Raw genomic sequence first — 26,371 nt, forward strand, 5'->3', positions numbered from 1 at the left:
GCCCCGACTAGGGTGGACGCCGTGACCGTGCGCCGCGTGATGGGGATCGAGACCGAGTACGGGGTGCTCCAGCCGGACCGCCCCAACGCCAACCCGATGCTGCTGTCCAGCCACGTCGTCGCGGTGCACGCGGCCGCGCGGCAGGGGGCCCGGGCCAAGGCGCGCTGGGACTACGACGACGAGGACCCGTTGCAGGACGCCCGCGGGTTCCACCTGCAACGTGCCTCCGCGCACCCCTCGCTGCTCACCGACGACCCGGCCCGCCCGGCGCCCTCCGGCGACGGCCCGCAGGACGTCGCGCGCTCGCTGGTCGAGGAGTACGAGGACCCGGGCGCCGCCAACGTGATCCTCACCAACGGTGCCCGCCTCTACGTGGACCACGCGCACCCGGAGTACTCCTCGCCGGAGGTCACCAACCCGCTGGACGCGGTGCGCTGGGACCGCGCGGGGGAGCTGGTGATGCTGGCCTCGGTGCGGGCGCTGGCCTCGACGAGCGCGCTGCCGGACGTCGCCCTCTACAAGAACAACGTGGACGGCAAGGGCGCCACCTACGGCACCCACGAGAACTTCCTGGTCGACCGCGCGGTGCCGTTCACCGACCTGGCCTCCCGGATCACCCCGTTCCTGGTCACCCGGCAGGTGTTCACCGGTGCGGGGCGGGTGGGGATCGGCCAGCGCGGCGAGACCGCCGGATTCCAGCTGTCCCAGCGCGCCGACTACATGGAGGCGGAGGTCGGCCTGGAGACGACGCTGCGCCGCCCGATCGTCAACACCCGCGACGAGCCGCACGCCGACCCGGACCGCTGGCGACGGCTGCACGTGATCATCGGCGACGCCAACCAGCTCGAGGTCGCCACCTACCTCAAGCTCGGCACGACCTCGCTGGTGCTCTGGCTGATCGAGCGGGCCGCCGCCGGGGAGATCGGCGACCTGGCCGCCGCCGTGGACCGCCTGGCGCTGGCCGATCCCGTCGCCTGCGTGCACACCGTCAGCCACGACCTCGCGCTGACCGCCCGGCTGCCGCTGGCCGACGGCCGCTGGCTCACCGCGCTGGAGATCCAGCGCGAGTACCTGTCCGCCGTGCAGTCCGCCCTGCTGCGGGTGGGGGAGACGGACGCCCAGACGGCCGACGTGATCGCGCGCTGGGGGTCGCTGCTGGACCGGCTGGCGACCGATCCCGCGTCCTGCGCCCGCGAGGTGGAGTGGCTGGCCAAGCTGCGCCTGCTGGAGGGCATGCGCCGCCGCGACCACCTGGACTGGGACCACCCGCGCCTGGCGGCGGTCGACCTCCAGTGGTCCGACGTGCGCCCCGAGCGCGGGCTCTACCACCGGCTCGTCGCCGCCGGCGCCGTCGAGCGCCTGGTGACCGACGAGCAGGTCGCCGCGGCCGTCGGCACGCCGCCGGAGGACACCCGGGCGTACTTCCGCGGGCAGGCGATCGCGCGGTTCGGCGGGCACGTCTCGGCGGCGTCCTGGGACTCGGTGGTCTTCGACGTGCCCGGCGCGCCGAGCCTGCAGCGGGTGCCGATGCGCGACCCGCTGCGCGGCACCCGCGCGCACGTGGCTGAGCTGTTCGAGCGCTCGCCGGACGTCGGCTCGCTGCTGGCCGCGCTGCGCGGCTGAGGACTTGCTGAGACCCGACCCGACAGCGCGCCCACCAGGGCCTAGGGTGGTGGCACGGTCGCACGCAGGTGCGACGGGGCACGAGCCGTGGAGGGTGCACGATGGCTGATCACGCCGGTCAGGAGCGCGCGCGGGAGCGTCGCGAGGACGACGAGCCCACCGACGGACCCGACGTCGAGCAGGTCGCCGCGGCGACCCAGCAGCGCGACGCCGAGGTGGACGCCCTCCTGGAGGAGATCGACGACGTCCTGGAGACGAACGCCGAGCAGTTCGTGCGCGGCTTCGTGCAGAAGGGCGGTCAGTGATCCCCGGCGACGCCGCGACCGGGCGGTTGCCGGCCGCGTTCACCACACCGGGCTCGTCGTCCTTCGTCGACTTCCTCGCCGGCCACGCCCCGGAGCTGCTGCCCGGGCGTCGCCCGCTGCCCGCCGGTGAGGTGCCGGTGGCCCCGCACGCCACCACGATCGTCGCGCTGACCTTCGAGGGCGGCGTGGTGATGGCCGGTGACCGCCGCGCCACCATGGGTTCGCAGATCGCCTCGCGGGACATCGAGAAGGTGTTCCCCGCCGACGACCACTCCGCGGTCGGCATCGCCGGCACCGCCGGGCTGGCCGTCGAGCTGGTGCGGCTGTTCCAGCTCGAGCTCGAGCACTACGAGAAGATCGAGGGCACGCTGCTCTCGCTGGACGGCAAGGCCAACCGGCTCGCCACGATGATCCGCGGGAACCTCGGGCTGGCCATGCAGGGCCTGGCCGTCGTGCCGCTGTTCGCCGGCTTCGACCTGGACCGGGGCACCGGGCGGATCTTCTCCTACGACGTCACCGGCGGCCGCTACGAGGAGCACGAGCACCACAGCGTCGGCTCCGGCTCCGTGTTCGCCCGTGGCTCGCTGAAGAAGCTCTGGCGGCCCGGTCTCGACGTGGACGACGCCGTGCGGGTGGCCGTCGAGGCCCTGGTGGACGCCGCCGACGACGACTCCGCCACCGGCGGTCCCGACGAGTCCCGGCGGATCTGGCCGGTGGTCGCCGTCGTGACCGGCGCCGGCTACCAGCGCGTCGGGCAGGAGGCCCTGGGCGAGGTCGTCGCGCAGGTGGTCGCCGGTCGCCGCGAGCAGCACGCCCGCTCCCGTCGCGAGGAGATCTGACGATGCCCTCACCCCACGACATCGCTCGCTGCGCTCCCGATCCTGCGGGGGCCCCGAGATGAGCATGCCGTTCTACGTCTCGCCCGAGCAGCTGATGAAGGACCGGGCGGACTACGCACGCAAGGGCATCGCCCGCGGGCGCTCGGTGGTCGTGCTGGCCTACGCCGACGGGATCGCCTTCGCCACCGAGAACCCCTCGCGCGCGCTGCACAAGGTCTCCGAGATCTACGACCGGATCGCGTTCGCCGCCGTCGGCAAGTACAACGAGTTCGAGAACCTGCGCGTCGCGGGCGTGCGCTACGCCGACCTGCGCGGGTACTCCTACGACCGGCGCGACGTGAACGCCCGCGGCCTGGCCAACGCCTACGCGCAGACCCTCGGCACCGTGTTCACCACCGAGTCGAAGCCGCTGGAGGTGGAGCTGGTGGTGGCCGAGGTCGGCGAGACCGCCGCCGCCGACCAGATCTACCGGCTGTCCTACGACGGCTCGGTGGCCGACGAGCGCGGCTTCGTGGTGATGGGCGGGCAGTCCGAGCGCCTCCGCGAGGAGATCGCCGGTGCGTGGGTGCCCGACATGCCGCTGGCCGACGTGCTCGGGCTCGCGGTGCGGGTGCTCGGCACCCCGCCGGACGGCGGCGACGAGGACGACCGACGGGTGATCCCGGCCGCACAGCTCGAGGTCGCGGTGCTGGACCGCACCCGGCCCCGGCGCGCGTTCCGGCGGCTGTCCGGGGTCGTGCTGGAGGACCTGCTCGGCCAGGGCGCCCAGGCCTGACGGGCCCGGCGGTCGGCCGGGCGAAGGGCGACGGAGAGCAGAGCGGAGCGGGACCGAGACGGGCCCGAGGACGAACGAGGAGGCACCCGTGGACCGACGCATCTTCGGCCTGGAGACCGAGTACGGCGTGACCTGCGCCGCCCCCGACGGGCGCGGCCTGTCCGCCGACGAGGTCGCGCGCTACCTGTTCCGCAAGGTGGTCGCGTGGGGCCGCTCCTCGAACGTCTTCCTGCGCAACGGCTCGCGGCTGTACCTCGACGTCGGCTCGCACCCGGAGTACGCCACCGCCGAGTGCGACGACTGGCGCCAGCTGGTCACCCACGACCGCGCCGGCGAGCGGATCCTCGAGGGCCTGGTCGCCGACGCCCAGCAGCGCCTCGAGCACGAGGGGCTGTCCGGGCGGATCCACCTGTTCAAGAACAACACCGACTCCGCCGGCAACTCCTACGGCTGCCACGAGAACTACCTGGTACGCCGGCAGGGCGACTTCTCCCGGCTGTCGGACATCCTCGTGCCGTTCCTGATCACCCGGCAGGTGCTCACCGGCGCCGGCAAGGTGCTGACCACCCCGCGCGGCGCCGTGTTCTGCCTCTCGCAGCGCGCCGACCACATCTGGGAGGCGGTCTCCTCGGCCACCACCCGCTCGCGACCGATCATCAACACCCGCGACGAGCCGCACGCCGACGCCGAGCACTACCGCCGGCTGCACGTGATCGTCGGCGACTCCTCGATGTCCGAGACCACCACCATGCTCAAGGTCGGCTCGACGGACCTGGTGCTCCGGCTGATCGAGGCCGGCCTGCCGATGCGTGACCTCACGCTGGAGAACCCGATCCGGGCGATCCGGGAGATCTCGCACGACGTCACCGGCCTGCACCCGGTCACCCTGGCGACCGGCCGCACGGTCACCGCCGTGGACCTCCAGGAGGAGTACCTGGCCCGCGTGCAGGACTTCGTCACGGCGGAGGCCGACGTCACCCCCGAGGTCAAGCAGGTGCTCGACCTGTGGGAGCGCGGGCTGCGCGCCCTGCGCACCGGGGACCTGTCGCTGGTGGAGCGCGAGCTGGACTGGGTGATCAAGTACCGGCTGATCGAGCGCTACCGCGCCAAGCACGGCCTCGACCTCGGGGACGTGCGGATCGCACGGATGGACCTGGCGTACCACGACATCTCCCGCACCGAGGGCCTGTACAACCTGCTGGCCCAGCGCGGTCTGGTCGAGCGGGTCACCAGAGACGTCGAGGTGTTCGAGGCGACGTCGGTGCCGCCGCAGACCACCCGCGCCCGGCTGCGCGGCGAGTTCGTGCGCGCCGCCCAGGAGGCCCGCCGCGACTACACGGTCGACTGGGTGCACCTCAAGCTCAACGACCAGGCGCAGCGGACCGTGCTGTGCAAGGACCCGTTCCGCAGCGTGGACGAGCGCGTCGAGCGGCTGATCGAGTCCATGTGACCGGTGGCCGGAGCACCCGGCCAGGGCCCGTACAGTGGGCGCCGGACCTGCTGACCGGCTCGGAAGGAACGACGTGCGACGTCTTGTGGCCCTGTGCGCCGCTGCCGCCCTCGCGCTGGGGGTGACCGCCTGCACCGGCGCCGACCCCGCGCCGCCCGAGGTCGTGGTGACCGGGGATGCCGGCACCGCCCCGACGATCACCTACCGGACGCCGCTGAACGTCGCCGAGACGATCCACCAGAACATCTGGGAGGGCACCGGCCCCGAGCTCGTCGACGGACGCCCGGTGCTGCTCGACTTCTGGCTGGAGGACGCCTCCGACGCCACCCTGGTCAAGGAGAGCTACAGCACGTCGCCGACGCCGCGCCTGCTCACCGAGGAGGACCTGGGCAAGGACCTCTACGCCACGCTCTCCGGCCAGCGGGTCGGCGCGCGCCTGCTCCAGATCAGCCCGGCCGCCAGCGGCAGCGCCTCCGCCTACCCGACGGTCACCGTGCTCGACGTGCTGCCCACCCGCGCCGACGGCGAGCCCGTCACCCCGCGCGAGGGCCTGCCCGCGGTGAGCCTGGACGCCGACGGCGTGCCCTCGCTCACCCCGACCGGCACCGAGCCGCCGTCCGACCTCGTCGTGCAGCCGCTGCTGCGCAGCCCCTCGACCACGCAGGTGGCCGCGAACGACGTGATCACCGTGCAGTACACCGGCTTCGTCTGGGCCACCGGCGAGGCCTTCGACTCGACCTGGACCACCGGCAGCCCTGCGACGTTCAGCCTGGACGACGTGCCTGCCTGGTCCGAGGCGCTGGTCGAGCAGACCGTCGGCAGCCAGGTGATGGTGGTCGTCCCGCCGTCCTACGCGCTGGGCGCCACCCAGAGCGAGGAGCTCGCCGGGCAGACGATCGTCTTCGTGATCGACATCCTCGCCACCCGCACGCCGGCCTCCACCGACGCCGCCACCGAGCCCGCGGGGGAGTGACATGTCCGTCGCGCTGCGCGTGATCCCGTGCCTGGACGTCGACGCCGGACGCGTCGTCAAGGGCGTGAACTTCGAGAACCTGCGCGACGCCGGCGACCCGGTCGAGCTCGCCCGCCGCTACGACGCCGAGGGCGCCGACGAGGTCACCTTCCTCGACGTCTCCGCCTCCTCCGGCGACCGCGAGACCACCTACGACGTGGTGCGCCGCACCGCCGAGCAGGTGTTCGTGCCGCTGACGGTCGGCGGTGGCGTGCGCTCCGCCGACGACGTGGACCGGCTGCTGCGGGCCGGCGCGGACAAGGTCGGCGTGAACACCGCCGCCATCGCCCGGCCCGAGCTGATCGCAGAGATCGCCCAGCGCTTCGGCTCGCAGGTGCTCGTGCTGTCCGTCGACGCCCGGCGGGTCACCGGCGACACCCGGACCGGCTCCGGCTACGAGGTGACCACCCACGGCGGGCGGCAGGGCACCGGCATCGACGCCGTCGAGTGGGCGGCGCGCGCCGCCGGGCTCGGCGCCGGGGAGATCCTGCTCAACTCGATGGACGCCGACGGCACCACCAGCGGCTTCGACCTGGAGATGCTGCGCGACGTCCGCCGCGAGGTGCGGGTGCCGCTGATCGCCTCCGGCGGCGCCGGGACCGTCGAGCACTTCGCCGAGGCCGCGGCCGCCGGGGCGGACGCGGTGCTGGCCGCGAGCGTGTTCCACTTCGGCGCGCTCACCGTCGGGCAGGTCAAGGACCACCTGCGTACGCGGGGCTTCGTCGTCCGCTGAGCGTCGCCCGTCGGACGCGGGCGCGCAGGTGTCGGGCGCGGGCGCGGCGTCGGGCGGGCCGTGCGATGCCCGCGGCGGCCCGCGCACGTGACGTGGGCGAGCGGGCGGGGCAGGATGGACCGATGCAGCGCATCGGACTGACAGGCGGGATCGCGGCAGGCAAGTCGGTGGCGGCGGACCGCCTCGAGGAACGCGGAGCCGTGCTGATCGACCACGACGTGCTGGCCCGCGAGGCCGTCGCCGTGGGGTCGCCCGGCCTCGCCGCGATCGTGGAGGACTTCGGCCCGGCGGTGCTCGCCGCCGACGGCAGCCTGGACCGGCCCGCGCTGGGCACCGTCGTCTTCGGCGACCCCGACGCCCGCGCGCGGCTGAACGCGATCGTGCACCCGGTGATCCACCGGCTGGCCGCCGAGCGGGAGGCCGCCGCCGCGGCGGTCGACCCGGACGTCGTGGTGGTGCATGACATCCCGCTGCTGGTGGAGACCGGCGGGCGCGACCGGTTCCACCTGGTCGTCCTCGTGCACACCCCCGCGGTGCTGCGCGTCGAGCGGCTGGTCCGCACCCGCGGCATGTCCCGGCGCGACGCCGAGGCCCGGATCGCCGCGCAGGCCACCGACGAGGAGCGCCTGGCCGCCGCCGACATCGTGCTCGACGGCGCCGGCGACCCCGATGGGCTGCGCGAGCAGGTCGACACCCTGTGGGAGCGCCTGGCCGCCGAGCGCACCGCCGAGAGCGAGGTCGACGTCCCGTGACCACCATCCTGATCACCGGGTTCGAGCCCTTCGAGCAGCAGGAGATCAACGCCTCCTGGGCCGCCGTCCGCCTGGTCGAGGACGGCTGGGCCGAGCCGGGCACCACCCTGGTCGCGCGGCTGCTGCCGGTGTCCTTCGCGCGGGCGCCCGAGGCGCTGGCCGCGCTGGTCGCCGAGGTGCAGCCCGACCTGGTGCTGTGCGTGGGCGAGGCCGGCGGGCGGTCCGCGGTGGGCGTCGAGCGGGTCGCGGTGAACGTGCAGGACGCGCGGATCCCGGACGAGGACGGCGCGCAGCCGGTCGACGTGCCGGTGCGCGCGGGCGGTCCGGCGGCGTACTTCTCCGGGCTGCCGGTCAAGGCGTGCCTGACCGCGATGCTCGACGCGGGCGTGCCCGGGGAGGTGTCGAACACCGCCGGCACGTACGTGTGCAACACGATCGCCTACGCCCTGGCGGACCTGCTGGCGCCGGGCGGCGCGGTGGGTGTCGCCGCGGGTGCTCGCGAGGGGAGCGCGGGGGTGCGCGGCGGGTTCGTGCACGTGCCCCGGCTGCCGGAGCAGGTGGCGCCCGGTGGCGCCTCGCTGCCGGCGGAGCGGTCGGCGGCGGGGTTGACCGCGGTGCTGCGGGCGGCGCTGGCGACGACGGTGGACCTGCGGGTGGCGGCAGGCACGCTCGCCTGAGCCGCCGCGGCTGCGGCGTGCGCGGCGCGCCACCGGGTGGCCCTGTGAGCCGGAGTCCGGCGCGCTCCGACGAGGAGCAGACGACGGGGTGGCCGACCGGCGCGTCCGCGCCGGTCACCGTGTCGGTGGTCGGCGCTACGGTCGTGCCGGAAGCCGAGCCCAGGGCGAGGGCGCGGGACGACGCGCTGCGCTCAGGAGGCGATGTAGACGAGGAGTACACCCGGTCGACCGTCGAGGTGGTCACGGCGATCCCGCCCGGCCGCGTGATGACCTACGGGTCGGTCGCCGCCGAGGTGGCCGACCGGCTCGAGGCTGAGGGCAGCACGCGGCGCGGAGGACCCCGGCAGACCGCCCGGGTGCTCAGCCTGCTCGGCCCCACGCTGCCGTGGTGGCGGGTGGTCGCCGTGGACGGCCGGGTGGCGTGCCGCGACCCCGAGGAGGCACGCCGGCTGCTGGTCGCCGAGGGCGTCCCGTTGCGGCCGGACGGCGAGCGGGTGGCGGTGGACGCGGCGCGGTGGGCGCCGGACGGCGAGCAAGCATCCGCGGCGGGCGTGGGGCGGACGGCCGAGGGCGTGCCGGGGCCGGTCGACACGTCGGACGGCAGCACGACCAGCGCGGCGACGCCCACCCCCGCCGTCGCCGGGCGGGGCTGATCCCGATGCATCTGGCGGAGGTCCAGGCGCGGGTCGAGCGGGTGTCGGCGCTGTACGCGCGCACTGCCGGGATCGAGCGCGACCCCGACTGGTACGTGATGAAGATGCAGGAGGAGGTCGGCGAGCTCGTCGCGGCGCACCTGGCGGCGAGCGGCCGCTCGCGGGACCGCGGTCGTGGCCCCGAGGCCCTGCGCGCCGACCTGGAACGCGAGTGCGCCGACGTCATCGCGCACGCGCTGCTGCTCGCCGGGGCGCTCGGTGTGGACGTGGAACGGGCGCTGGCCGAGAAGTGGTGGCCCTGGCTCGCGGGAGCAGGAGGCCTGCTCCGGACGGGTGGATCCGTCGGACGCCGACGGCGCGCGTCCCCCGGTCGGCGGGGCCGGTCCGGTAGTTGGTTGAGATGGAACCCCTGATCACCCCCAGTCCGTCCGCTCTGCTCTCCGCCGCGGCCCGTGCCGCACACCTGCACGTCGACCCGGCACCGCACGTCCTGGTGGACGAGCAGGCCGAGGCGCTGTGCCGCACCGACCCCGCCGCCGGGCCGTCCCCGCTCGGCTACCAGACCGGCGCTCCGGAGGAACCCGTGCTCGCGGCGGCCCGGGTGGCGACGCTCGCCCGCAGCCGGTTCGCCGAGGACGTGCTGCACGCGGCGGACGTCGACCAGCACGTCGTGCTCGGGGCCGGCCTCGACACCTCCGCGCACCGCGCGCCCGCCGGGGTGCGGACCTGGCTGGTGGACCTGCCCGGCGTGCTGGCCTGGCGGGCCGAGCGCTTCGCCGCCGCCGGTCTGGCGGATGTCGGCACGCCGGTGCCGGTCGACCTGACCGGCGGTGCCGCGCCCGGCGGTGAGCTGCCTGGCGGTGAGCTGCCTGGCGGTGATCTGCTCGGCGCGCTGGTGGACACCGGGCTCGATCCGGACCGACCGGTGGTCGTGGTCTGGCTCGGCACCACCATGTACCTGGCGCCGTCCGAGGTCGAGGCCGTGCTGCGCGCGCTGGCGGACCTGTCGGCGGGGTCGTGGCTGGTGCTCGACCACGTGCTGCCGCAGGAGCACCGCGACGACGCCGGGCGCGCCTATGCCCACGCGGTCGCCGCGATGGTCGGCGCCACCGGGGAGCCGTGGCGGTCGGCATTCGCACCGGAGCAGGTCGACGGGCTTCTGGGTGCGGCGGGCTGGCAGGTGCGGCGCGCGGTGGAGGAGCACGCCGCCCTCCCTCCGGGGACGGGTTGCCGGGGCGCGCGGCCGCAGCGTCTGGTCCGGCTGGTGGCGGCGCAGCGATGACCGACGACCCGCACCGGGCACAGACCCGGTCCGGCTACGACCGGGTGGCGGCGGACTACGCGTGACTGCTGCCCGGCCTGGGTGCGGAGACCGTGCTCGACGTCGCGATGATCAGGCGCCCGGCACCACCAGGCCCGCCTCGTAGGCGACCACGACGAGCTGGCTCCGTGCGGTGCACCCGAGCTTGGTGAGCAGGTCGTGCACGTAGGCCTTGATCGTGGCCGGGCTGAGCCCGAGCTCGGCGGCGGCGTCGGCGTTGCTGGCGCCCCGGGCCACGACGCGCAGCACCTCGCGCTCGCGCGGGGTGAGGCCGGACAGCGCGTCGCCGATGCCCGCCGCACCACCGCCGCCGCCGATCGGGGACGCGGGCCGTCCGGCGCCCCACGCGCGCCACTGGTCCAGCACCAGCGCCGTGATCATCGGGTCGATCAGGCTGCCGCCGCCGTGCACCCGCCGGACCGCGCTGACCAGCGTGCCGGGGTCGGTGTCCTTGAGCAGGAAGGCGTCGGCCCCGGCGCGCAGGGCACCGGTGACGTACTCCTCGTCGTCGAAGGTGGTGAGCACCACCACCCGCAGCGCGGCGAGGGCGGGATCGGAGCGGACGTGCCGGGTGGCCTCGATCCCGTCGGTGCCGGGCATGCGGATGTCCAGCAGCAGCACGTCGGCGGCGGTCCGGCGCGCCACCGCGACCGCCTCGGCGCCGTCGCCCGCCTCGCCGACGTTCACCAGGTCCGGCTCCTCGTCCAGGATCATCCGCAGGCCGAGCCGGATCATCGGCTGGTCGTCGGCGATCACCACCCGGATCGGGGCGTCGTGCTCGTCGGTCATGGGAGCGGCACCTCCATCCGGACCAGCCAGCGGCCGTCGGCGGTCGGCCCGGCGGCGAGGGTGCCCCCGCAGGAGGCAGCCCGCTCGCGCATGTGGATCAGCCCGTTGCCGCCGCGATCGGCCGGAACGCTGCGATCGGCCGGATCGACGGGGTCGGGGGACCGGCGGGGAGGGCCGGGATCGCTGACCTCGAGCACCAGGACGTCCCCGGTGCGGCGGAGCGCCAGGTCGGCGCGGGTGGCGAGGGAGTGGGTGAGCGCGTTGGTCAGCGCCTCCTGGGCGATCCGGACGACGGCGAGGCCGATCGCGGGCGAGGTCACGTCCACGGTGGAGGGCAGGGTGGTCGTGACGTCGAGCCCGGCACCGCGCACCCGGTCGACCACCGGTCCGAGCGCGTCCAGGCCGGGCAGCGGGGCGCGCGGGGCCGCACCGGTGTCCCGCAGCACCCGCACCACGGCGCGCATCGATCCCAGCGCCTCCTTGCCCTCGGGCACGATCCACCGGATCGCCTCCCGGTACGCCTCGGGATCACGGGCTCCCACCCGGTCGGCGGCCTGGGCGCGGACCACGATCGCGCTGACGTGGTGCGCGAGCACGTCGTGCAGCTCGCGGGCGATCCGGGTGCGTTCGGCGCGCACCGCCTGCTGGGCGCGGACCTCCTGGAGCGCACGCAGCGCGGCGTTGCTGCTCTCCAGCGACCGCGCGGTCGCGTCGAGCCGGTGGAAGGCCGCGCCGAGCACCCCGGCGCCGGCCGTCAGCGCGACGACGAGCGCGGCCGAGGACAGGTCGGGGACCCCGGAGCCCTCGACCAGCATCTGCACGCCGAGGATGCCCTGGTCGAGCAGCAGCGCCGCGAGCACCGAGGTCGCGACGGTGGGCACCGGCCCGAGGCGCCCGGCGCGGGCGACCGCGAACGCCGCGACGAGCAGCGGCAGCACGTGGAAGTCGGACTGCATGCCCTCGTGGCCGACCGCGAGGGTGTAACCGACCGGGTACGCGGTGCAGGCGAGCACCAGCGCCGTGCGCGGCGCGATCCGGCGCAGCACGAGCACCCCCGCCAGCCACAGCCCCGCCCAGGTGTAGGACACCGGCCAGCGCGGGTACCAGGCGGTGCCCGCCTCGACGGCCCGGCCGATCGCCCACCACAGGAGCAGCGCGATCCCGGCCACGATCACGTCGGTACGGGCGAGGTCGCCGAGGCGGGCGCGGGTGGACGGCTCGGGCACATCGTCACGCTAGGTCGCCGCCGCCACCCGCCGGGACCGCCCGGGGGATGACGCCCGCCGTGCCGGGATCCCCCTGGAGGATGCCCCGCGCACGGTCGGACGGCCGGGTGACGACGCGCGGAGACCCGGCCCTCGCCGGACGCGGCACCCAGCCGCCCACCGGGACCGTGGACGGCATGACCTCACTCCGCATCACCGAGCCCGCCGATCGACGGCAGCCCGCAGGCCCCCGTCCGGACCAGCGGCGTCCCGACCGGCCACGCCCCGACCGATCGCCGTGCGGCAACGGCCGCCGCACCGTCCTGCTGGTGCTCGTCGTGCTCCTCACCCTCGGGGTGGCGGCGGCGGTGCTCCGACCGGGCGGTCTCGGTCGGACGTCGGGCACGGGCTCCGCCCTCGACCCGACAGCCGGCCCCGCAGCCCCCGACGCGGCCGACCCCGCAGCGGGCTCGGCCGCCGCCGCGACAGGCCTGGACCCCGAGCTCGCCGCACGCTTCGCCGCCGCGCAGGAGGCCGCCGCCGACGACGGCGTGACGCTGACCCTGACCTCGGGCTGGCGCACGCCGGAGCAGCAGCAGGACCTGGTGGACGACGCGCTGGCCCGGTACGGCGACCCGGCCGAGGCGCACCGGCGGGTGCTGCCGCCGGAGACCTCCGCGCACGTGCAGGGTCTCGCGATCGACGTCGGGCCCACCGAGGGCGCGTACTGGTTGCAGGAGCACGGCCTGGAGCACGGCCTGTGCCCGACCTACGCGAACGAGGTGTGGCACTTCGAGATGCTGCCGGCGGGCGCGGCAGAATGTCCTGCGCCGCACCGGGACTCATCCTGGGGGTGGTGAGTGTTGTACCGGGCGACTGACCGATCGATCGGAGGAACTGCCGTGGTGGACCTGGACGACCCGCGCACGATGATCGAGGTGGGCGTGCTGCTCGCCAACGGACGGCTGGCGGGGCGGACGTTCACCGACCGCGCCGCCGCGGAGGCCTGGGCTCGCCCCGAGGAGGGCGAGCAGGTGGTCGAGTACAACCTCGTCTGCGAGTGCGCGGTCTGATGCCCGTGCCGCCGGGGGAAGAGCGGGCGGTCGAGCCGGTGGCCCTCGTCGCCGACCCCGTGGCCGTCGCGGACCTGCGGTCGCGGCTGCGCGCCACCCGGTGGCCGGACGCGCCGGAGGGGTCCGGCTGGTCGCTGGGCACCGACGTCGGCTACCTCCGCGATCTGGTGCGGACCTGGGCGGAGGACTTCGACTGGGAAGCGCAGGTGGCCGCGCTGGCCCGGCACCCGCGCTTCCGCGCCGAGGTCGGGCCCGACCGGCTCGGCGTCCACCTGGTGCACGTGCGCGCCACGCCCGCGCCGGACGGCACCCCGGCGCTGCCGCTGCTGCTGTGCCACGGCTGGCCGGACTCGTCCTGGCGGTACACGAAGGTGATCGACCTGCTCACCGATCCCGGCGCGCACGGCGCGGACCCGGCGGACGCCTTCGACGTGGTGGTGCCGGAGATGCCGGGCTTCGGCTGGTCCGACGCCCCGCGCGGGGCCCCGCTGGACTCGATCGCGGTGGCCGGGCTGTGGGCGGAGCTGATGACGACGCTCGGCTACCCGCGCTTCGGCGCGGCCGGCGGTGACGTCGGCAGCCACGTCAGCCGGTACCTGGCGCTCGACCACCCGGAGCGGCTGGTCGGCGTGCACCGCACCGACGCCGGGCTGCCCTCGCCGAGCACCGACCTGAGCACGCTGACCCCCGAGGAGCGGGACTGGTTCGCCGAGGTGGCGCGCTGGGGCGCGGTCGAGGGCGCCTATGCGGCGATCCACCGCACCCGCCCGCAGACCGCCGCCGTCGGCCTGACCGACTCCCCGGCGGGACTGGCGGCGTGGATCGTGGAGAAGCTGCGCGCGTGGAGCGACTGCGGCCCGGACGGCGACCTGGACGCGGCCTACACCCGGGACGAGATCCTCACCCTGATCAGCCAGTACTGGTTCACCGGCACGATCGGGTCGTCCATGCGGATGTACGCGGCGAACGCGGCGATCGACCCGGCTCAGCTCGGCCGCCGGGTGGAGGTGCCGTCCGGCTTCGCGATCTTCGGCGGCGACGTGGTGCGCCCGCCGCGCGCGTGGCTGGAGCGGATGGCGAACACGGTGCGGATCACCGAGCCGGAGCACGGCGGGCACTTCGCGGCGTTCGAGCAGCCGGAGGTCTACGCCGCCGAGCTGCGCGCGTTCTTCCGACCGCTGCGGGCGGCGACGAGCGCCGCGCCCACCAGCCCGACCACGCACACCAGCACGAGCCAGCGGTAGTCGACCAGGTCCACCACCGCGGCGGCGGCCACGGCGAGGCCGAGCTGCGGCACGTTGAGCACCATCGCCCCGGCGGACTGCACCCGGCCCTGCATGGTCGCGGGCGTGCGCACCTGCCTCTCGGTGACGAAGCCGACCACCGCCCAGGTGATCCCGGCGCCGAGCAGCCCCATGCCGACCACCACGCCGACCAGGCTGCCGCCGAGCAGCGGGACGACACCGGCCCCGGCCAGCAGCATGGCCACGGCGACCAGACGCGGGGCGCCCCAGCGTGCGATCAGCCGCGCGGAGGTCAGCCCGGCGACGACGGCGGTCACCGCCTGCGCGCTGGTGATCGGGCCGAGCATCTGCGCCGGCAGGCCGAGCCCGCGGTCGATGATCGCGAAGGAGACCCCGTTGATCAGGCCGGTGACGCCGAAGCCGAGCCCGAGGGCCAGCGTGAGCGCGCCGAGCGGCGGCGTGCGGCGCAGGTGGCGGAAACCGGCGAGCACCGAGCGGCGGAACGGCTCGGGGTGCTCCTCGGGCGGGGTCTCCTGGACGTCGAGACGGGCGGCGAGCAGCGCGGCCACCGCGAAGGCGAGCGCGGCGGCGATCACCAGCGGCAGCGGTCCGACCAGCGCGTACACCCCGGCGCCGACGATCGGCATGGCCAGCCGGAACGCCTGGTCGATCGTGGTCAGCCGGCCGTTGGCGGCGGCCAGCGCCTCGTCCGGCAGCATGTCCCGCAGCAGGCCGGACTGCGCCGAGCCGGTGGTGAAGCCGACCGTCGCGTAGACCACCGTCACGGCGAGCACCAGCCACGCCCCGCCGGGCCCGCGCACGGCGAGCAGGCTGAGCAGCGCGGCCGCGCCGATCGCGTACGCCCAGACGATCACCAGCCGGCGGGAGACCCGGTCGACCAGGTGGCCGATCAGCGGGGTCGCCAGCGCGGGCAGCCCGAGCGCGGCGAGCGTCAGACCGGCGGCGGCGTCCGACCCGGTGAGGTCCTTGACCCACACCGCCAGGATCAGTGCGAGCAGCGAGTCGGCGACGTTCGTGGCCAGCCAGACGGCGGTCAGCCGCCGGAACGGACGGCTGCGGAGGGCGGCGCGCGGATCGGGGGAGGTGGCGGTCGCGGCGGGGTCGACGGCGGTCATGCGTCGCCGTCCGCGGTGACCGCGCCGAACAGCCGGGCGTGCCGGGCCCCGGCGGGTCGCAGCGTCGGGTCCTCGGACCGGCCGGCGAACCGGTCGGTCAGCCGCTGCACCTGCTGCGAGAGCTCCAGCAGCTCCTCGGCGGTGGCCCAGAACGTCGACACGGTGAGGTTGGAGGCGAGCAGCCACTCGTCGGGCTGGTCCTGCGCGGTGTCGATCCACCGGTGCAGCCGGTCGGCCTCGCGATCGACGGTCAGCCGGGCCATCTCGGAGACCGCGCGCAGCGATCCGGGGACGGCGGGGTCGTAGCGGCTGTCCCGGGTGCGCACCGATCGCCAGGGCTTCTCCCGGCCCCGGCGCGGGGCGGCCTCGACGTAGCCGTACTTCGCCAGCGTGTGCAGATGGAAGGAGCAGCCGGCCACCGACTCGCCGGTGCGGGCGGCGCACTCGGTGGCGGTGAGGTCGCCCTCGGCATCGAGCAGGTCGAGCAGCCGCAGCCGCAGCGGGTGGGCCAGCGCGCGGATCCGCTCCGGGTCGCTGTCGGCGTGGCGCGCGGGGAGGTCGCTCGGGCTCATGCCGCCGAGCGTACGACTATCAAGATGTCTTGATCAAGAGTTCTTGATGATCACGTTCGCGGGGTGCGGACGGGGGAGCCCAGCACCAGCCGGGTCTGGGTCGCCGCCACGCCGCCGTCCCGCTTGAGCCCGCGCAGCACCGCGTCCAGGTGGGCGACCGTCGGTACCCGCAGCCGCACCTGGTAGTCCCAGTCGCCGGTCACGTGCAGCACCTCGGTCACCGCGGGGAGTGCGGCGAGGTGCCGCTCGACCACTCCGGGATCGGCCTCCGGGCGCACGCGCGCGTCGATCAGCAGGTCCAGACGGGCGTCCGGGTCGGCTGCCTCGTCCACCAGGGCGACGAAGCCGGTGATCACGCCCGTCGCGCGCAGCCGTCGCACCCGGTCGGCGGCGGCGTTGGCCGACAGCCCGACCTCCGCGCCGATCTGCCGGTAGGCCATCCGCGCATCCGCACGCAGCAGACCGAGGATCTCGCTGTCGATGGCGTCCATGCCGCGATCATCGCAGCGTCAGCCGGTCGGTGGGCTGGATCACGCGGTCCGACCCGGCACGCTCGCCCGCATGGAGACCACCTCAGCGTTCCTCACCGGGATCGTCGCCGGCCTCGGCGTCGCTGTCCCGCCCGGCGCCGTCGCCGTGCTGCTGCTCCGCGAGGCGCTGACCCGCGGGCGCCGTGCCGGGCTGGCCGCCGGCCTCGGGATCGCGAGCACCGACACCGGCTACGCCCTGCTCGCGGTGCTCGGCGGGGCAGCGGTCGCCGGGCCGATCGCCGCGCACGCCGGGACGGTCCGGGTGGTGGCCGGTGCGGTGCTGGCCGCGATCGCGGTGCTCGGCCTGGTGCGAGCGTGGCGCGGGCGATCGGCCGGCGCGGCGTCGTCCCTGGGCGCGGCTGCGGCCCCGACGTGGACGCCCGCGCACCGCACCTGGGGACGGTTCGCCGCGATCACCCTGGTCAACCCGACGACCGCGCTGGCGTTCGCGGTGGTGGTGGCCGCCCTCGGCGGGCGCTGGGACGGTGCGGCGCCGCGGGCGGTGTTCGTGCTCGGCGTCGCGCTCGCCTCGGCCGGGTGGCACGTGCTGCTGGCGTTGGCCGCCGCGCGGGCGGGCAGGCTGATCGGGGACCGGGGGCGCGCCCGGGTCGGGATCGCCGGGCACCTGCTGGTGCTCGCGCTGGCCGCGTGGCTGATGCACGGGTGGCGCTGAACGGGCGCTAGAGGCGTGGCACGATCGCCCCATGACCGCACCCGCCACCACCGCCGAGCGCCTGGAGGACCTGGCGCGGCTGCGGCGCGTGCGCGACCGGATCGACCGCGAGTACGCGCTGCCGCTGGACGTGGAGGCGCTGGCGCGCGGGGTGCACTGGTCGGCGGGGCACCTGAGCCGGCAGTTCCGCGCCGCGTACGGGGAGTCGCCCTACGCGTACCTGATGACCCGGCGGATCGAGCGGGCGATGGCGCTGCTGCGGCGGGGCGACCTCAGCGTGACCGAGGTGTGCTTCGCGGTCGGCTTCGGCTCGCTCGGCACGTTCAGCACGCGGTTCACCGAGCTGGTCGGGGAGCCGCCGAGCGCCTACCGGGCACGGGCGGCGACGGGGGAGCAGGGGCTGCCCGCCTGCGTGGCGAAGCAGGTGACGCGACCGGTCAGGAATCGAGAAGCGACCGGCACGGGCCCGCGCCTAGCGTCGTCGTCATGAGCATCAGCATCCACTCCAGCTTCCTGCCGCACGAGGACCCCGAGACCTCGCTGGCGTTCTACCGCGACGTGCTCGGCTTCGAGGTGCGCCTCGACGTCGGTTACCAGGGCCTGCGGTGGATCACCGTCGGGCCGCAGGGCCAGCCGGACACCTCGATCGTGCTGTACCCGCCGTCGGCCACCCCCGGCATCACCGAGGAGGAGTCGCGCACCGTCGCCGAGATGATGGCCAAGGGCACCTTCGCGAGCCTGCTGCTGGCCACGGACGACGTCGACGCGGACTTCGACCGGATCCAGGCGCAGGAGGTCGAGGTCGTGCAGGAGCCGACCGACCAGCCCTACGGCGTGCGGGACTGCGCGTTCCGCGACCCGGCGGGCAACCTGGTGCGGATCCAGCAGCGCGGCTGAGCGGCGTCCGGCCTGGGGCACCACGCAGATCGTGCGCGACGTGCCCGCGGATGAGGGACCATCGTCATCCCGTCACGCGTCGACCCACCGCAGGAGCAGCCCCCGATGACCCAGGCCCCGGCCGACCGCCCCGCCGACTCCCACGACCAGATCCGGGTGCGCGGCGCCCGTGAGAACAACCTCAAGGACGTCGACGTCGACCTGCCCAAGCGCCGGCTGACCGTGTTCACCGGGGTCTCCGGCTCCGGCAAGAGCTCGCTGGTGTTCGGCACGATCGCCGCCGAGTCGCAGCGGATGATCAACGAGACCTACAGCGCCTTCGTGCAGGGCTTCATGCCGAACCTGGCCCGCCCGGACGTGGACGTGCTCAGCGGTCTGACCACCGCGATCATCGTGGACCAGGAGCGGATGGGTGCGAACTCGCGCTCGACCGTCGGCACCGCCACCGACGCCAACGCGGTGCTGCGGATCGTGTTCAGCCGGCTCGCGCAGCCCTACCTCGGCTCCCCGCAGGCGTACTCCTTCAACGTGCCCTCGGTGTCCGGCGCCGGGGCGGTGACGCTGGAGAAGGGCGGGCAGAAGGTCAAGGAGCGGCGGTCGTTCAACATCACCGGTGGCATGTGCCCGCGCTGCGAGGGCATGGGCACGGTCAACGACATCGACCTGGCGCAGCTCTTCGACGACAGCAAGTCCCTCAACGAGGGCGCGCTGACCATCCCCGGGTACACCGCCGACGGCTGGGGCGTGAAGATCTACACCGGGTCCGGGTTCCTCGACGGGGACAAGCCGATCCGCGACTACACCACGCGCGAGCGGCACGACTTCCTCTACAAGGAGCCGACCAAGGTCAAGGTCGGCGACATCAACATGACCTACGAGGGCCTGGTGCCCAAGCTGCAGAAGGCGATGTTCGCCAAGGACCGCGAGGCGATGCAGCCGCACATCCGCGCGTTCGTCGAGCGCGCCGCGACCTTCACCACCTGCCCGGAGTGCGACGGGACCCGGCTCAGCGCGGGCGCCCGCTCCTCGACCATCGACGGGGTGAGCATCGCCGACGCGTGCGCGATGCAGATCAGCGACCTGGCGCAGTGGGTCGCCGGCCTGGACGAGCCCTCGCTGGCCCCGCTGCTCGGCACCCTGAAGGACCTGCTGGACTCCTTCGTCGCGATCGGGCTCGGGTACCTGTCGCTGGACCGCCCGGCGGGCACGCTCTCCGGCGGCGAGGCGCAGCGGACCAAGATGATCCGGCACCTCGGCTCCTCGCTGACCGACGTCACCTACGTCTTCGACGAGCCCACCGTGGGCCTGCACCCGCACGACATCCAGAAGATGAACGAGCTGCTGCTCCAGCTCCGCGACAAGGGCAACACCGTCCTGGTGGTCGAGCACAAGCCCGAGGCCATCGTGATCGCGGACCACGTCGTCGACCTCGGACCCCGCGCCGGCACCGGCGGCGGCGAGATCGTCTTCGAGGGCACCGTCGACGAGCTGCGCGCCTCCGGCACGCTCACCGGTCGGCACCTGGACGACCGCGCGCGGCTCAAGCCGGAGGTCCGCACCCCCAGCGGGGCGATCGAGGTGCGCGGCGCCGACTCGCACAACCTGCGCGGGGTCGACGTGGACGTGCCGCTCGGCGTGCTCACCGTCGTCACCGGCGTGGCCGGATCCGGCAAGTCCTCGCTGATCCACGGGTCGGTGGCCGGGCGCGAGGGCGTGGTCGTGGTCGACCAGTCCGCGATCCGCGGGTCCCGCCGGTCGAACCCCGCCACCTACACCGGCCTGCTCGAACCGATCCGCAAGGCCTTCGCCAAGGCCAACGGGGTCAAGCCGGCGCTGTTCTCCGCGAACTCCGAGGGCGCCTGCCCGGCGTGCAACGGCGCGGGCGTGATCTTCACCGATCTCGGCTTCATGGCGACGGTGTCCACGGTCTGCGAGGTGTGCGAGGGCCGGCGCTTCGACGCCTCGGTGCTCGACTACCACCTGGGCGGCAAGGACATCGCCGAGGTGCTGGCGATGTCGGTCGCGGAGGCCGAGGAGTTCTTCGGCTCCGGCGACGCCCGCACCCCCGCCGCGCACGCCGTGCTCGCGCGGATGGTGGACGTCGGCCTCGGGTATATCAGCCTGGGTCAGCCGCTGACCACGCTGTCCGGCGGGGAGCGCCAGCGGCTCAAGCTCGCCGTGCACATGGGGGAGAAGGGCGGCGTCTTCGTGCTGGACGAGCCCACCACCGGCCTGCACCTGGCGGATGTCGAGCAGCTGCTCGGCCTGCTGGACCGGATGGTCGACGCCGGGCGGTCCGTGATCGTGATCGAGCACCACCAGGCCGTGATGGCGCACGCCGACTGGATCATCGATCTCGGCCCCGGCGCTGGGCACGACGGCGGCACGATCGTGTTCGAGGGCACCCCGGCGGCGCTGGTCGCGGACCGCTCGACGCTGACCGGGGAGCACCTGGCGCAGTACGTCGGCGCCTGAGCGCGCGGGCGGCGCACGGGCGGGTGACGTCGCGCGGGCGGCGCGGGCGGGTCGATCAGGCCTGCGCGCGCCGCACCCGCTCGCGCCGTTCCCCGCCGCCCCGCTCCCGCCACTCCCGGTCGAGGACCGCGTACTGGTACGTGTCGTGCCACACCGGCGCGCCGTCGGCGTCCACGGTGAAGGACGCCCCCTCGAGCACGTGCGCCTCCCGCCGCATGCCGACCCGCTCCAGCAGGCGCCAGGATCGCTCGTTGCGCGGGTCGCACCGGGCCAGCACGCGGTGCGCGCCCCGGTCGGTCATCAGGTGGTCGATCAGCCGGATCACCGCCTCGGTCGCGTACCCGTGGCCCCAGCGGTCCGGGTGCTGCACGTAGCCGACCATCCAGGCGCGCCAGTGCGGCGGCCCTTCCGGGGCGAGGTACAGGTTGCCGATCAGCGGACTACCGGCGTCGCCCAGGCAGATCGCGAGGAAGCGGTCGTCCTGCGCGCGCTCGGCGGCCAGCCGCACGCAGTCCTGCGCGCTCTGCACCCCGTAGGGCTCGAAGCGCACCGCCTCCGGGCGGCTCAGGTACCCGTGCAGGGCGTCGGCGTCGGCCGGGGTGAACGGGCGCAGGACGAGGCGATCAGCGGTGAGCTCCACGGATCGTGACCGTACGCGCAGGTCGCAGGCGTGGGCGACGGGATTTCCACGCCTCGACGCCGGGCGTGGGGGCACCACGCAGATCGCATCTCGTGCACGCTACGTATAGGTAGCGTGGACTCGTCGGGCCGTCCGAGCCCGCGAGGAGGCGAGCATGGGCGACGACGGCCCGGCCCCGGTGTTCCTGACGGCCGACACCGAGGACCTGCGTGCGACCGGGAACGACTGGCTGCGCTCCGCCGACCGGGTCGAGCTCGCCCGGCACCACGTGCTGATGGCCTCGGCGTCGCGGTACGGCGGCACCGGGGCGCTCGCCGGTGCGGCACGCCGGTTCGAGGAGCGCACGTCGTACGCGGTGGAGGCGCTGGCGACTGAGGTCGAGCAGGTCGGTCACCACCTGCGCGGCACCGCGGAGTCCTACGAGTTCATGGACACCAGTGCCGCCGACGACCTGACCCGCCTCGGCACCCGCCTGGACGGTGCGTCGTGAGCGTGGCGGTGCTGTCGGCGGGGGCTGATCCGGTCGATCTGATCCCGGGTGATGTGGAGGCGGTGCGTCGGGACGCGGAGGACCTGATCGCCCAGGCGGGGGATCTGGAGGACGTGGGGGCGTGCGCGGCGCGTCGGACGATCCCGTCCTGGCAGGGGACTGCCGCTGACGGGTATGCGGCGCGGCGGGTGGTCGAGGTCGAGCGCCTGGGTGCGGTGGGGCAGGTCTACCGGTGGGCGGCCGAGACCCTGCACGCCTACGCCGACGTGCTGGCCTGGGCCCAGCGTCGGGCCGCCGCCGCGATCACCCTGTATGCCACGGCGAGCGCCACCCCCGCGGGGCGTCGACCGAATCTCGTCGGGCAGATCGACGTCGCCCCGCCCAAGCAGCTCGACCCCTTCGGGCGCCCGATCGGTGGTCCGCTGCGTCCCGGTGGGGTCGAGGCAGCGAAGGTGCGGGCGCAGGCGACCGCGGATCTCGAGGCCGCCCGGGCGGTGGTGGCGCAGGCCGAGCGGGCCGCCGCCGAGGCGATCGATCGTCTGGTCGAGGGGATGCCGGACGGGCGCTGGCACTGGGACTCCTTCGCCGCGGGTGCGTGGGACTGGCTGACCGACACGGTGCGGTTCGTCGCCTGGGACACCAACCTGATCCGCGGGGTCATCGACCCGGACGGGTTCGCCCGGGACGCGGTCGCGATCTGGGACTCCGCGACGGGGACGTACCGGTTGCTGACCACCGATCCGCTGGGTGCGCCGGACGTGCTGCTGAACGGCCAGCAGCGTCGTGACGACCCCGGGCGGTGGTGGGGCGGGCTCGCGCCGGACATCGCCCTGAGCGTCGTCGCAGGTGCGGGGACGCTGTCGCGTGCGGTGTCGGCGGCGCGGGCCGGGTCACGTGCGGCCGAGGTGGCGGCGGCCGGGGCGCGGGTCGGCGAGCGCGTGACGATCGGACCGACACCCTGGACCGCGGAGGAACTCATGGCACCCACCCCGGGGGACGGGCCGGTGACGTTCCGGTTTCGCGCCGACTGGGACGACGACCGGGTGCTGAACGCGGTCGAGCACCTCGATCTGGCGAACGCGACTCGGCTCGAAGGCGGCCTGTCAGGGACGGGTCGCGTCGCGACCGACGGAGCCCTGCGCACGGCGTCGGATCTGGCGGCCAAGGCCGAGAGGGCGCGCGCGGAGGCCGCGGGGGACACCCGCTATCGAGGAATGGAGGTGGGGCACGGTCCAGACGGAACCTGGACGGACAGTTCAGAGGCGCTCTACTGGCAGGCTCAGTACAAGACCGTGAACGCATCGTTCGGGCGGCAGTCGCTCGACTACCCGATCGGATTCCGGCCGACCGTGTTCCAGGGACGGCTGGCGGACGGTTCGATCGTGCGAGGGAGTTTTGATTGGAGTCCCGAATGAACGCGACAGAGTCGTGGGGCGCCCTGGTCGGCGAGATGCTGCGCCGCCGCATCGCCCTGGAGCAGGCAGCGCCCGCCCTGTACCCGATGGCACCGTTCGGTCTGCGCGGCACCGACGCGGACATCGCCGCCGCCGAAGCGCGCCTGGGTCACCCGCTCGACGCCCAGCACGCCGCCGTCCTACGCGAGGTGGACGGCTGGCCCGATGCCTTCGCGCACGGTGATCTGCTCGGCACCGGCGATCTCGGCGCGGGCGCACGGTGGGACGACGCGATGGACACGCTGTCGATCTACTACGAGGACGGCCCGATCTCCGGCTGGCCGCCGCGAAGCGCGATCTACCCGATCCACCTCGGCGGGACCTCGATGTTCGTGATCGACCTGTCTGGCCCGGTGACCGACGGCGGGCACCCGGTCTACTGGCTCTCGAACGACCTGCTGGACCGGTGGCCGAACGTCCGCGAGTACTGGTCGGCCGGGTTCACGATCCTGGCGCAGACCCAGCGGCTCGCTGAGGAGCGGGCGCGTGAACAGAACGGGCTCTGAGGGGCCGAGCACCCCGTGGGAGGCGCTGGCCGGCGAGATGCTGCGACGCCGCATCATCCTGGAAGAGGTCGCCCCCACTGTTCACCCGCTCCAGCCCTTCGGATACCGGGCCTCCGCGGCTGACATCGCCGCCGCCGAGGCCCGCCTGGAACACCCGCTCGATGCGCAACAGGTCGAGCTGCTGAAGCGGGTCAACGGCTGGCCCGACCTGTTCGCGGGCGGCGACCTGCTCGGCACGAGCGACCTGGGCCAGGGCGCCCGGTGGAGCCAGGCGCAGCAGGCGCTGACCATCTTCTACGAGGAGGGAAACACCGCGGGCTTCCCTCCGCGAGAGTCGATCTACCCGATCCACGTCGTCGAGGACAGCGTGTTCGTCATCGACCGTTCGGGGCCATTGACCGACGGCGGGCATCCGGTGTTCTGGTTGGCCGGTGACCTGGTGGACCGGTGGCCGAACGTGCGCGAGTTCTGGCTCGCGGGGCTGACGCTCTTGGAACAGTCGCGGGTATTCCTGATCTCCTACCTGCGCGAGCGCGCGGAGCGCGGCCGGTCGTCGTGATGGTGACCGAGGACGTGCCGTGGGACGCGATGGCCGGCGAGATGCTGCGCCGCCGGATCATCCTGGAGCAGGCCGCGCTGCCCCGCGAGTACCCCGTTCGGCCCGTCGGCGTGCGCGGGACTGACAGCGACATCGCGGCCGCCGAGGCCCGGCTGGGTCACCCGCTCGACGCCCAGCATGCCGCGATCCTCCGCGAGTTCAACGGGTGGGAGGACGCCTTCGCCCACGCCGACCTGCTCAGCACGGACGAGCTCGGCCAGGGGCCGCTTTGGCAGCGAGCCCTGACGATGCTGCGCGGGTACTACGAGGACGGGCCCGCGATCGGGTTCCCCCGCGGGAGTCGATCTACCCGTTCCATGTCGGGGACACTGCGCTCTTCGTCGTCGACCTGGCCGGGCCGGTCACGGATGGTGGGCACCCGATCCACTGGCTCGACGGCTCGTTGCTCGACACGTGGCCGAATGCTCACCACTTCTGGCTGGCCGGGTTCACCATGCTCGACCGGACGACCGAGCGCGCCGCGAAGCGACGGGCCGAGCGCGATCGGGCCGGGCGCGCCTGACCCGCCTCGCCCCGCTCACCACCCCGCCACCGCCGCCCGCTCCCGCGCCGCCGCACCGACCACCTCCACCAGCCGCGCCACCGGCTCGACGCCCCGGTGATCCACCGCCGGGTCGGTCACCTGCACCGCGCCCGCCTCCTGCTCCCGCGGACCGACCACGGCGATCACCGCGTCGCGCCGGCGGCGGCTCGCACGGATGCGCAGGCCGAGCGAGCCCTCGCGGTCCACCCGGTGCCGCAGGCCGGCCGCGCCCAGGGCCTCGGCGACGGCGGAGGCGGCCTCGTCCTGCCCGGGGCCCACCGGCAGCACGCACACCTGCACCGGCGCGAGCCAGATCGGCAGTCGGCCCTGGTAGCGCTCCAGCAGGGCGGCGACCACGCGTTCCATGGATCCGACGGTGCCGCGGTGGACCATGACGGGGCGGTGGCGGGCGTTGTCGGCACCGGTGTAGCCGAGGTCGAAGCGCTCGGGCTGGTTGAAGTCGAGCTGCACGGTGGCGATGGTCTCCTCGTGACCGCGTCCGTCGCGCACCTGGAGGTCGAGCTTGGGGCCGTAGAACGCCGCCTCGCCGGGCGCCTCGACGACCGGCAGGCCGAACCCGGGGGCGATCTCGTGCGCGGCCGCCCGCAGCGCAGCCTCCCCGCGCTCCCAGGACGCGTCGTCGCCGAGGTAGCGAGCGTCGCCGGGCACCCGGCGGGACAGCCGGACGGCGTCGACCCGCATCCCGAGGATCTGCTGGGCGTCGAGCGCGGAGCGCAGCGCGCGGGCCACCTCGGCGGCGACCTGGTCCGGCCGGCAGAACACGTGGGTGTCGTCCAGGCTGATCTGCCGCACCCGGCTCAGCCCGGACAGCACGCCGGAGCGCTCGGCGCGGAACATCGGCGCGAGCTCGTGCAGGCGGACGGGCAGGTCGCGGTAGGAGCGGGGCTGCGCGGCGTAGATCGCGGCGTGGTGCGGGCAGTTCGCCGGGCGGAGCACCAGCTCGTCGCCGCCGACCTTCATCGGCGGGAACATGTCGGCGCTGAACTTCGCCCAGTGGCCGGAGCGCTCGAACAGGGCGCGCCGCGCGAGCACGGGGGAGTAGACCGGCTGGCAGCCGTCACGCAGGGCGATCTCCTCGGCGAGCCGTTCCAGCTCGCGGCGGATCACGGCGCCCGCGGGCAGCCAGAGCGGCAGGCCGGAGCCGACCAGCGGGTCGGTGGCGAAGACGTCGAGGTCCGCGTTGAGGTCGCGGTGGTCCAGGCGCGGGGCGGGGCTGTCGATCATCGGTGGGTCCTTCGGTCGGTCCGGGAGACCGCCTGCCGGAGACCGGCCGAGAACGAGTCGACCTCCGGGGCGGGATGCTCCGGAGGTCGGGTGTGCGTCGTGCTGCGCGCTACCGCCGGAACGGGTCCGGCGTGGTCGTGACGAGGCGCAGCGATGACAT

Annotated in this window: 31 protein-coding genes; 24 read left to right on the plus strand and 7 right to left on the minus strand. The window is 74.5% G+C overall.

What is annotated here, in order from left to right; genetic code table 11:
• Positions 1 to 21 precede the first annotated feature (21 nt).
• From dop to ACZ5HG_RS09515, 12 genes are all read left to right on the plus strand, one after another.
• Positions 22 to 1,623 carry a depupylase/deamidase Dop gene (gene dop / locus ACZ5HG_RS09460; protein ID WP_464182039.1) on the plus strand — a complete coding sequence of 534 codons (1,602 nt, stop codon included), beginning with the start codon at positions 22 to 24 and terminating at the stop codon, positions 1,621 to 1,623.
• 101 nt (positions 1,624 to 1,724) lie between these two features.
• On the plus strand, positions 1,725 to 1,928 hold the full coding sequence (locus tag ACZ5HG_RS09465; RefSeq protein WP_464182040.1) for a ubiquitin-like protein Pup: 204 nt from the start codon (positions 1,725 to 1,727) through the stop codon (positions 1,926 to 1,928).
• Entirely contained in the window at positions 1,928 to 2,767 is an 840-nt protein-coding gene (gene prcB / locus ACZ5HG_RS09470) for a proteasome subunit beta (RefSeq protein WP_464182136.1), read from the plus strand. Before ACZ5HG_RS09465 ends, prcB begins: the two co-directional genes overlap by 1 nt.
• 58 nt (positions 2,768 to 2,825) lie before the next feature.
• Complete coding sequence (prcA, locus tag ACZ5HG_RS09475) at positions 2,826 to 3,542, plus strand: proteasome subunit alpha (protein ID WP_464182041.1); 717 nt, start codon at positions 2,826 to 2,828, stop codon at positions 3,540 to 3,542.
• 88 nt (positions 3,543 to 3,630) lie between these two features.
• A complete protein-coding gene (pafA, locus tag ACZ5HG_RS09480; protein ID WP_464182042.1) occupies positions 3,631 to 4,992 on the plus strand; it encodes a Pup--protein ligase in 1,362 nt (453 codons plus the stop codon).
• Between the two features lie 73 nt (positions 4,993 to 5,065).
• A complete protein-coding gene (locus ACZ5HG_RS09485; RefSeq protein WP_464182044.1) occupies positions 5,066 to 5,965 on the plus strand; it encodes an FKBP-type peptidyl-prolyl cis-trans isomerase in 900 nt (299 codons plus the stop codon).
• 1 nt (position 5,966) lies between these two features.
• Positions 5,967 to 6,737 carry an imidazole glycerol phosphate synthase subunit HisF gene (gene hisF, locus ACZ5HG_RS09490; protein ID WP_464182045.1) on the plus strand — a complete coding sequence of 257 codons (771 nt, stop codon included), beginning with the start codon at positions 5,967 to 5,969 and terminating at the stop codon, positions 6,735 to 6,737.
• A 122-nt stretch (positions 6,738 to 6,859) separates the two neighbouring features.
• Positions 6,860 to 7,489 carry a dephospho-CoA kinase gene (coaE, locus tag ACZ5HG_RS09495; RefSeq protein WP_464182047.1) on the plus strand — a complete coding sequence of 210 codons (630 nt, stop codon included), beginning with the start codon at positions 6,860 to 6,862 and terminating at the stop codon, positions 7,487 to 7,489.
• Positions 7,486 to 8,166, plus strand: coding sequence for a pyroglutamyl-peptidase I (gene pcp / locus ACZ5HG_RS09500; RefSeq protein WP_464182048.1), 681 nt, complete (start codon positions 7,486 to 7,488; stop codon positions 8,164 to 8,166). Before coaE ends, pcp begins: the two co-directional genes overlap by 4 nt.
• A gap of 44 nt (positions 8,167 to 8,210) precedes the next feature.
• Positions 8,211 to 8,819: an MGMT family protein gene (locus ACZ5HG_RS09505; RefSeq protein ID WP_464182049.1), complete on the plus strand. Its 609-nt coding sequence runs from the start codon at positions 8,211 to 8,213 to the stop codon at positions 8,817 to 8,819.
• Between the two features lie 5 nt (positions 8,820 to 8,824).
• A complete protein-coding gene (locus ACZ5HG_RS09510) occupies positions 8,825 to 9,232 on the plus strand; it encodes a nucleoside triphosphate pyrophosphohydrolase family protein (RefSeq protein WP_464182051.1) in 408 nt (135 codons plus the stop codon).
• A complete protein-coding gene (locus tag ACZ5HG_RS09515; protein WP_464182053.1) occupies positions 9,220 to 10,101 on the plus strand; it encodes a class I SAM-dependent methyltransferase in 882 nt (293 codons plus the stop codon). Before ACZ5HG_RS09510 ends, ACZ5HG_RS09515 begins: the two co-directional genes overlap by 13 nt.
• 111 nt (positions 10,102 to 10,212) lie before the next feature.
• On the opposite strand, the gene ACZ5HG_RS09520 is transcribed toward ACZ5HG_RS09515, so the two are convergent.
• Both ACZ5HG_RS09520 and ACZ5HG_RS09525 read right to left on the minus strand, forming a co-directional pair.
• Positions 10,213 to 10,929: a response regulator gene (locus tag ACZ5HG_RS09520; protein WP_464182055.1), complete on the minus strand. Its 717-nt coding sequence runs from the start codon at positions 10,927 to 10,929 to the stop codon at positions 10,213 to 10,215.
• On the minus strand, positions 10,926 to 12,155 hold the full coding sequence (locus tag ACZ5HG_RS09525; RefSeq protein ID WP_464182058.1) for a sensor histidine kinase: 1,230 nt from the start codon (positions 12,153 to 12,155) through the stop codon (positions 10,926 to 10,928). The genes ACZ5HG_RS09520 and ACZ5HG_RS09525 overlap by 4 nt, the downstream gene beginning before the upstream one ends.
• Positions 12,156 to 12,331: 176 nt before the next feature.
• On the opposite strand from ACZ5HG_RS09525, the gene ACZ5HG_RS09530 reads away from it, so the two are divergent.
• From ACZ5HG_RS09530 to ACZ5HG_RS09540, 3 genes are read left to right on the plus strand one after another with little or no spacing between them, the layout of a single operon-like run.
• Positions 12,332 to 12,994, plus strand: coding sequence for a M15 family metallopeptidase (locus ACZ5HG_RS09530; RefSeq protein WP_464182059.1), 663 nt, complete (start codon positions 12,332 to 12,334; stop codon positions 12,992 to 12,994).
• A 42-nt stretch (positions 12,995 to 13,036) separates the two neighbouring features.
• Complete coding sequence (locus tag ACZ5HG_RS09535) at positions 13,037 to 13,207, plus strand: hypothetical protein (protein ID WP_464182061.1); 171 nt, start codon at positions 13,037 to 13,039, stop codon at positions 13,205 to 13,207.
• Positions 13,207 to 14,451 carry an epoxide hydrolase family protein gene (locus ACZ5HG_RS09540; protein WP_464182062.1) on the plus strand — a complete coding sequence of 415 codons (1,245 nt, stop codon included), beginning with the start codon at positions 13,207 to 13,209 and terminating at the stop codon, positions 14,449 to 14,451. The genes ACZ5HG_RS09535 and ACZ5HG_RS09540 overlap by 1 nt, the downstream gene beginning before the upstream one ends.
• Here the strand turns inward: ACZ5HG_RS09540 and ACZ5HG_RS09545 are convergent.
• The 3 genes from ACZ5HG_RS09545 to ACZ5HG_RS09555 are packed head-to-tail and all read right to left on the minus strand — an operon-like array spanning position 14,352 to position 16,650.
• Positions 14,352 to 15,587: an MFS transporter gene (locus ACZ5HG_RS09545; RefSeq protein WP_464182063.1), complete on the minus strand. Its 1,236-nt coding sequence runs from the start codon at positions 15,585 to 15,587 to the stop codon at positions 14,352 to 14,354. The two genes, ACZ5HG_RS09540 and ACZ5HG_RS09545, sit on opposite strands and share 100 nt — an antisense overlap.
• Entirely contained in the window at positions 15,584 to 16,159 is a 576-nt protein-coding gene (locus tag ACZ5HG_RS09550; RefSeq protein ID WP_464182064.1) for a helix-turn-helix domain-containing protein, read from the minus strand. The genes ACZ5HG_RS09545 and ACZ5HG_RS09550 overlap by 4 nt, the downstream gene beginning before the upstream one ends.
• A 50-nt stretch (positions 16,160 to 16,209) precedes the next feature.
• Positions 16,210 to 16,650 (minus strand): Lrp/AsnC family transcriptional regulator, encoded by a 441-nt coding sequence (locus ACZ5HG_RS09555; RefSeq protein ID WP_464182066.1) that lies wholly within the window; start codon positions 16,648 to 16,650, stop codon positions 16,210 to 16,212.
• A 70-nt stretch (positions 16,651 to 16,720) separates the two neighbouring features.
• Here ACZ5HG_RS09555 and ACZ5HG_RS09560 point away from each other — a divergent pair, with 70 nt between their 5' ends.
• The 4 genes from ACZ5HG_RS09560 (at position 16,721) to ACZ5HG_RS09575 (ending at position 20,734) form a co-directional block, all read left to right on the plus strand.
• On the plus strand, positions 16,721 to 17,362 hold the full coding sequence (locus ACZ5HG_RS09560) for a LysE family transporter (protein WP_464175545.1): 642 nt from the start codon (positions 16,721 to 16,723) through the stop codon (positions 17,360 to 17,362).
• 31 nt (positions 17,363 to 17,393) lie between these two features.
• Positions 17,394 to 17,852, plus strand: coding sequence for a helix-turn-helix transcriptional regulator (locus ACZ5HG_RS09565; RefSeq protein ID WP_464175547.1), 459 nt, complete (start codon positions 17,394 to 17,396; stop codon positions 17,850 to 17,852).
• Positions 17,849 to 18,259 carry a VOC family protein gene (locus tag ACZ5HG_RS09570; protein ID WP_464175549.1) on the plus strand — a complete coding sequence of 137 codons (411 nt, stop codon included), beginning with the start codon at positions 17,849 to 17,851 and terminating at the stop codon, positions 18,257 to 18,259. The genes ACZ5HG_RS09565 and ACZ5HG_RS09570 overlap by 4 nt, the downstream gene beginning before the upstream one ends.
• Before the next feature lie 105 nt (positions 18,260 to 18,364).
• Positions 18,365 to 20,734: an ATP-binding cassette domain-containing protein gene (locus tag ACZ5HG_RS09575; protein WP_464175551.1), complete on the plus strand. Its 2,370-nt coding sequence runs from the start codon at positions 18,365 to 18,367 to the stop codon at positions 20,732 to 20,734.
• 55 nt (positions 20,735 to 20,789) lie between these two features.
• Here the strand turns inward: ACZ5HG_RS09575 and ACZ5HG_RS09580 are convergent, their stop codons facing one another.
• On the minus strand, positions 20,790 to 21,374 hold the full coding sequence (locus ACZ5HG_RS09580) for a GNAT family N-acetyltransferase (RefSeq protein ID WP_464175553.1): 585 nt from the start codon (positions 21,372 to 21,374) through the stop codon (positions 20,790 to 20,792).
• A gap of 154 nt (positions 21,375 to 21,528) precedes the next feature.
• On the opposite strand from ACZ5HG_RS09580, the gene ACZ5HG_RS09585 reads away from it, so the two are divergent.
• Genes ACZ5HG_RS09585 through ACZ5HG_RS09605 form a run of 5 tightly spaced genes read left to right on the plus strand, consistent with a single transcriptional unit; the run spans position 21,529 to position 25,045 of the window.
• Positions 21,529 to 21,864 carry a hypothetical protein gene (locus ACZ5HG_RS09585; protein ID WP_464175555.1) on the plus strand — a complete coding sequence of 112 codons (336 nt, stop codon included), beginning with the start codon at positions 21,529 to 21,531 and terminating at the stop codon, positions 21,862 to 21,864.
• Positions 21,861 to 23,279, plus strand: coding sequence for a putative T7SS-secreted protein (locus ACZ5HG_RS09590; RefSeq protein WP_464175557.1), 1,419 nt, complete (start codon positions 21,861 to 21,863; stop codon positions 23,277 to 23,279). Before ACZ5HG_RS09585 ends, ACZ5HG_RS09590 begins: the two co-directional genes overlap by 4 nt.
• Positions 23,276 to 23,824: an SMI1/KNR4 family protein gene (locus tag ACZ5HG_RS09595; protein WP_464175559.1), complete on the plus strand. Its 549-nt coding sequence runs from the start codon at positions 23,276 to 23,278 to the stop codon at positions 23,822 to 23,824. Before ACZ5HG_RS09590 ends, ACZ5HG_RS09595 begins: the two co-directional genes overlap by 4 nt.
• A complete protein-coding gene (locus ACZ5HG_RS09600; RefSeq protein ID WP_464175561.1) occupies positions 23,805 to 24,383 on the plus strand; it encodes a hypothetical protein in 579 nt (192 codons plus the stop codon). Before ACZ5HG_RS09595 ends, ACZ5HG_RS09600 begins: the two co-directional genes overlap by 20 nt.
• Complete coding sequence (locus tag ACZ5HG_RS09605) at positions 24,383 to 25,045, plus strand: SMI1/KNR4 family protein (RefSeq protein ID WP_464175563.1); 663 nt, start codon at positions 24,383 to 24,385, stop codon at positions 25,043 to 25,045. The genes ACZ5HG_RS09600 and ACZ5HG_RS09605 overlap by 1 nt, the downstream gene beginning before the upstream one ends.
• On the opposite strand, the gene thrS is transcribed toward ACZ5HG_RS09605, so the two are convergent.
• Entirely contained in the window at positions 24,961 to 26,211 is a 1,251-nt protein-coding gene (gene thrS / locus ACZ5HG_RS09610) for a threonine--tRNA ligase (RefSeq protein WP_464175565.1), read from the minus strand. The genes ACZ5HG_RS09605 and thrS overlap by 85 nt on opposite strands.
• Positions 26,212 to 26,371 lie beyond the last annotated feature (160 nt).

Source organism: Cellulomonas sp. GTC20042, from assembly GCF_055389595.1.

Bases quoted from the DNA above. Each gene is read 5' to 3' on its own strand.
- ACZ5HG_RS09465 (WP_464182040.1), top strand. From the start codon at position 1,725: ATGGCTGATCACGCCGGTCAGGAGCGCGCGCGGGAGCGTCGCGAGGAC.
- prcA (WP_464182041.1), top strand. From the start codon at position 2,826: ATGAGCATGCCGTTCTACGTCTCGCCCGAGCAGCTGATGAAGGACCGG.
- hisF (WP_464182045.1), top strand. From the start codon at position 5,967: ATGTCCGTCGCGCTGCGCGTGATCCCGTGCCTGGACGTCGACGCCGGA.
- coaE (WP_464182047.1), top strand. From the start codon at position 6,860: ATGCAGCGCATCGGACTGACAGGCGGGATCGCGGCAGGCAAGTCGGTG.
- ACZ5HG_RS09510 (WP_464182051.1), top strand. From the start codon at position 8,825: ATGCATCTGGCGGAGGTCCAGGCGCGGGTCGAGCGGGTGTCGGCGCTG.
- ACZ5HG_RS09515 (WP_464182053.1), top strand. From the start codon at position 9,220: ATGGAACCCCTGATCACCCCCAGTCCGTCCGCTCTGCTCTCCGCCGCG.
- ACZ5HG_RS09520 (WP_464182055.1), bottom strand. From the start codon at position 10,929: ATGACCGACGAGCACGACGCCCCGATCCGGGTGGTGATCGCCGACGAC.
- ACZ5HG_RS09530 (WP_464182059.1), top strand. From the start codon at position 12,332: ATGACCTCACTCCGCATCACCGAGCCCGCCGATCGACGGCAGCCCGCA.
- ACZ5HG_RS09540 (WP_464182062.1), top strand. From the start codon at position 13,207: ATGCCCGTGCCGCCGGGGGAAGAGCGGGCGGTCGAGCCGGTGGCCCTC.
- ACZ5HG_RS09545 (WP_464182063.1), bottom strand. From the start codon at position 15,587: ATGACCGCCGTCGACCCCGCCGCGACCGCCACCTCCCCCGATCCGCGC.
- ACZ5HG_RS09550 (WP_464182064.1), bottom strand. From the start codon at position 16,159: ATGAGCCCGAGCGACCTCCCCGCGCGCCACGCCGACAGCGACCCGGAG.
- ACZ5HG_RS09555 (WP_464182066.1), bottom strand. From the start codon at position 16,650: ATGGACGCCATCGACAGCGAGATCCTCGGTCTGCTGCGTGCGGATGCG.
- ACZ5HG_RS09560 (WP_464175545.1), top strand. From the start codon at position 16,721: ATGGAGACCACCTCAGCGTTCCTCACCGGGATCGTCGCCGGCCTCGGC.
- ACZ5HG_RS09565 (WP_464175547.1), top strand. From the start codon at position 17,394: ATGACCGCACCCGCCACCACCGCCGAGCGCCTGGAGGACCTGGCGCGG.
- ACZ5HG_RS09570 (WP_464175549.1), top strand. From the start codon at position 17,849: ATGAGCATCAGCATCCACTCCAGCTTCCTGCCGCACGAGGACCCCGAG.
- ACZ5HG_RS09575 (WP_464175551.1), top strand. From the start codon at position 18,365: ATGACCCAGGCCCCGGCCGACCGCCCCGCCGACTCCCACGACCAGATC.
- ACZ5HG_RS09585 (WP_464175555.1), top strand. From the start codon at position 21,529: ATGGGCGACGACGGCCCGGCCCCGGTGTTCCTGACGGCCGACACCGAG.
- ACZ5HG_RS09595 (WP_464175559.1), top strand. From the start codon at position 23,276: ATGAACGCGACAGAGTCGTGGGGCGCCCTGGTCGGCGAGATGCTGCGC.
- ACZ5HG_RS09605 (WP_464175563.1), top strand. From the start codon at position 24,383: ATGGTGACCGAGGACGTGCCGTGGGACGCGATGGCCGGCGAGATGCTG.
- thrS (WP_464175565.1), bottom strand. From the start codon at position 26,211: ATGATCGACAGCCCCGCCCCGCGCCTGGACCACCGCGACCTCAACGCG.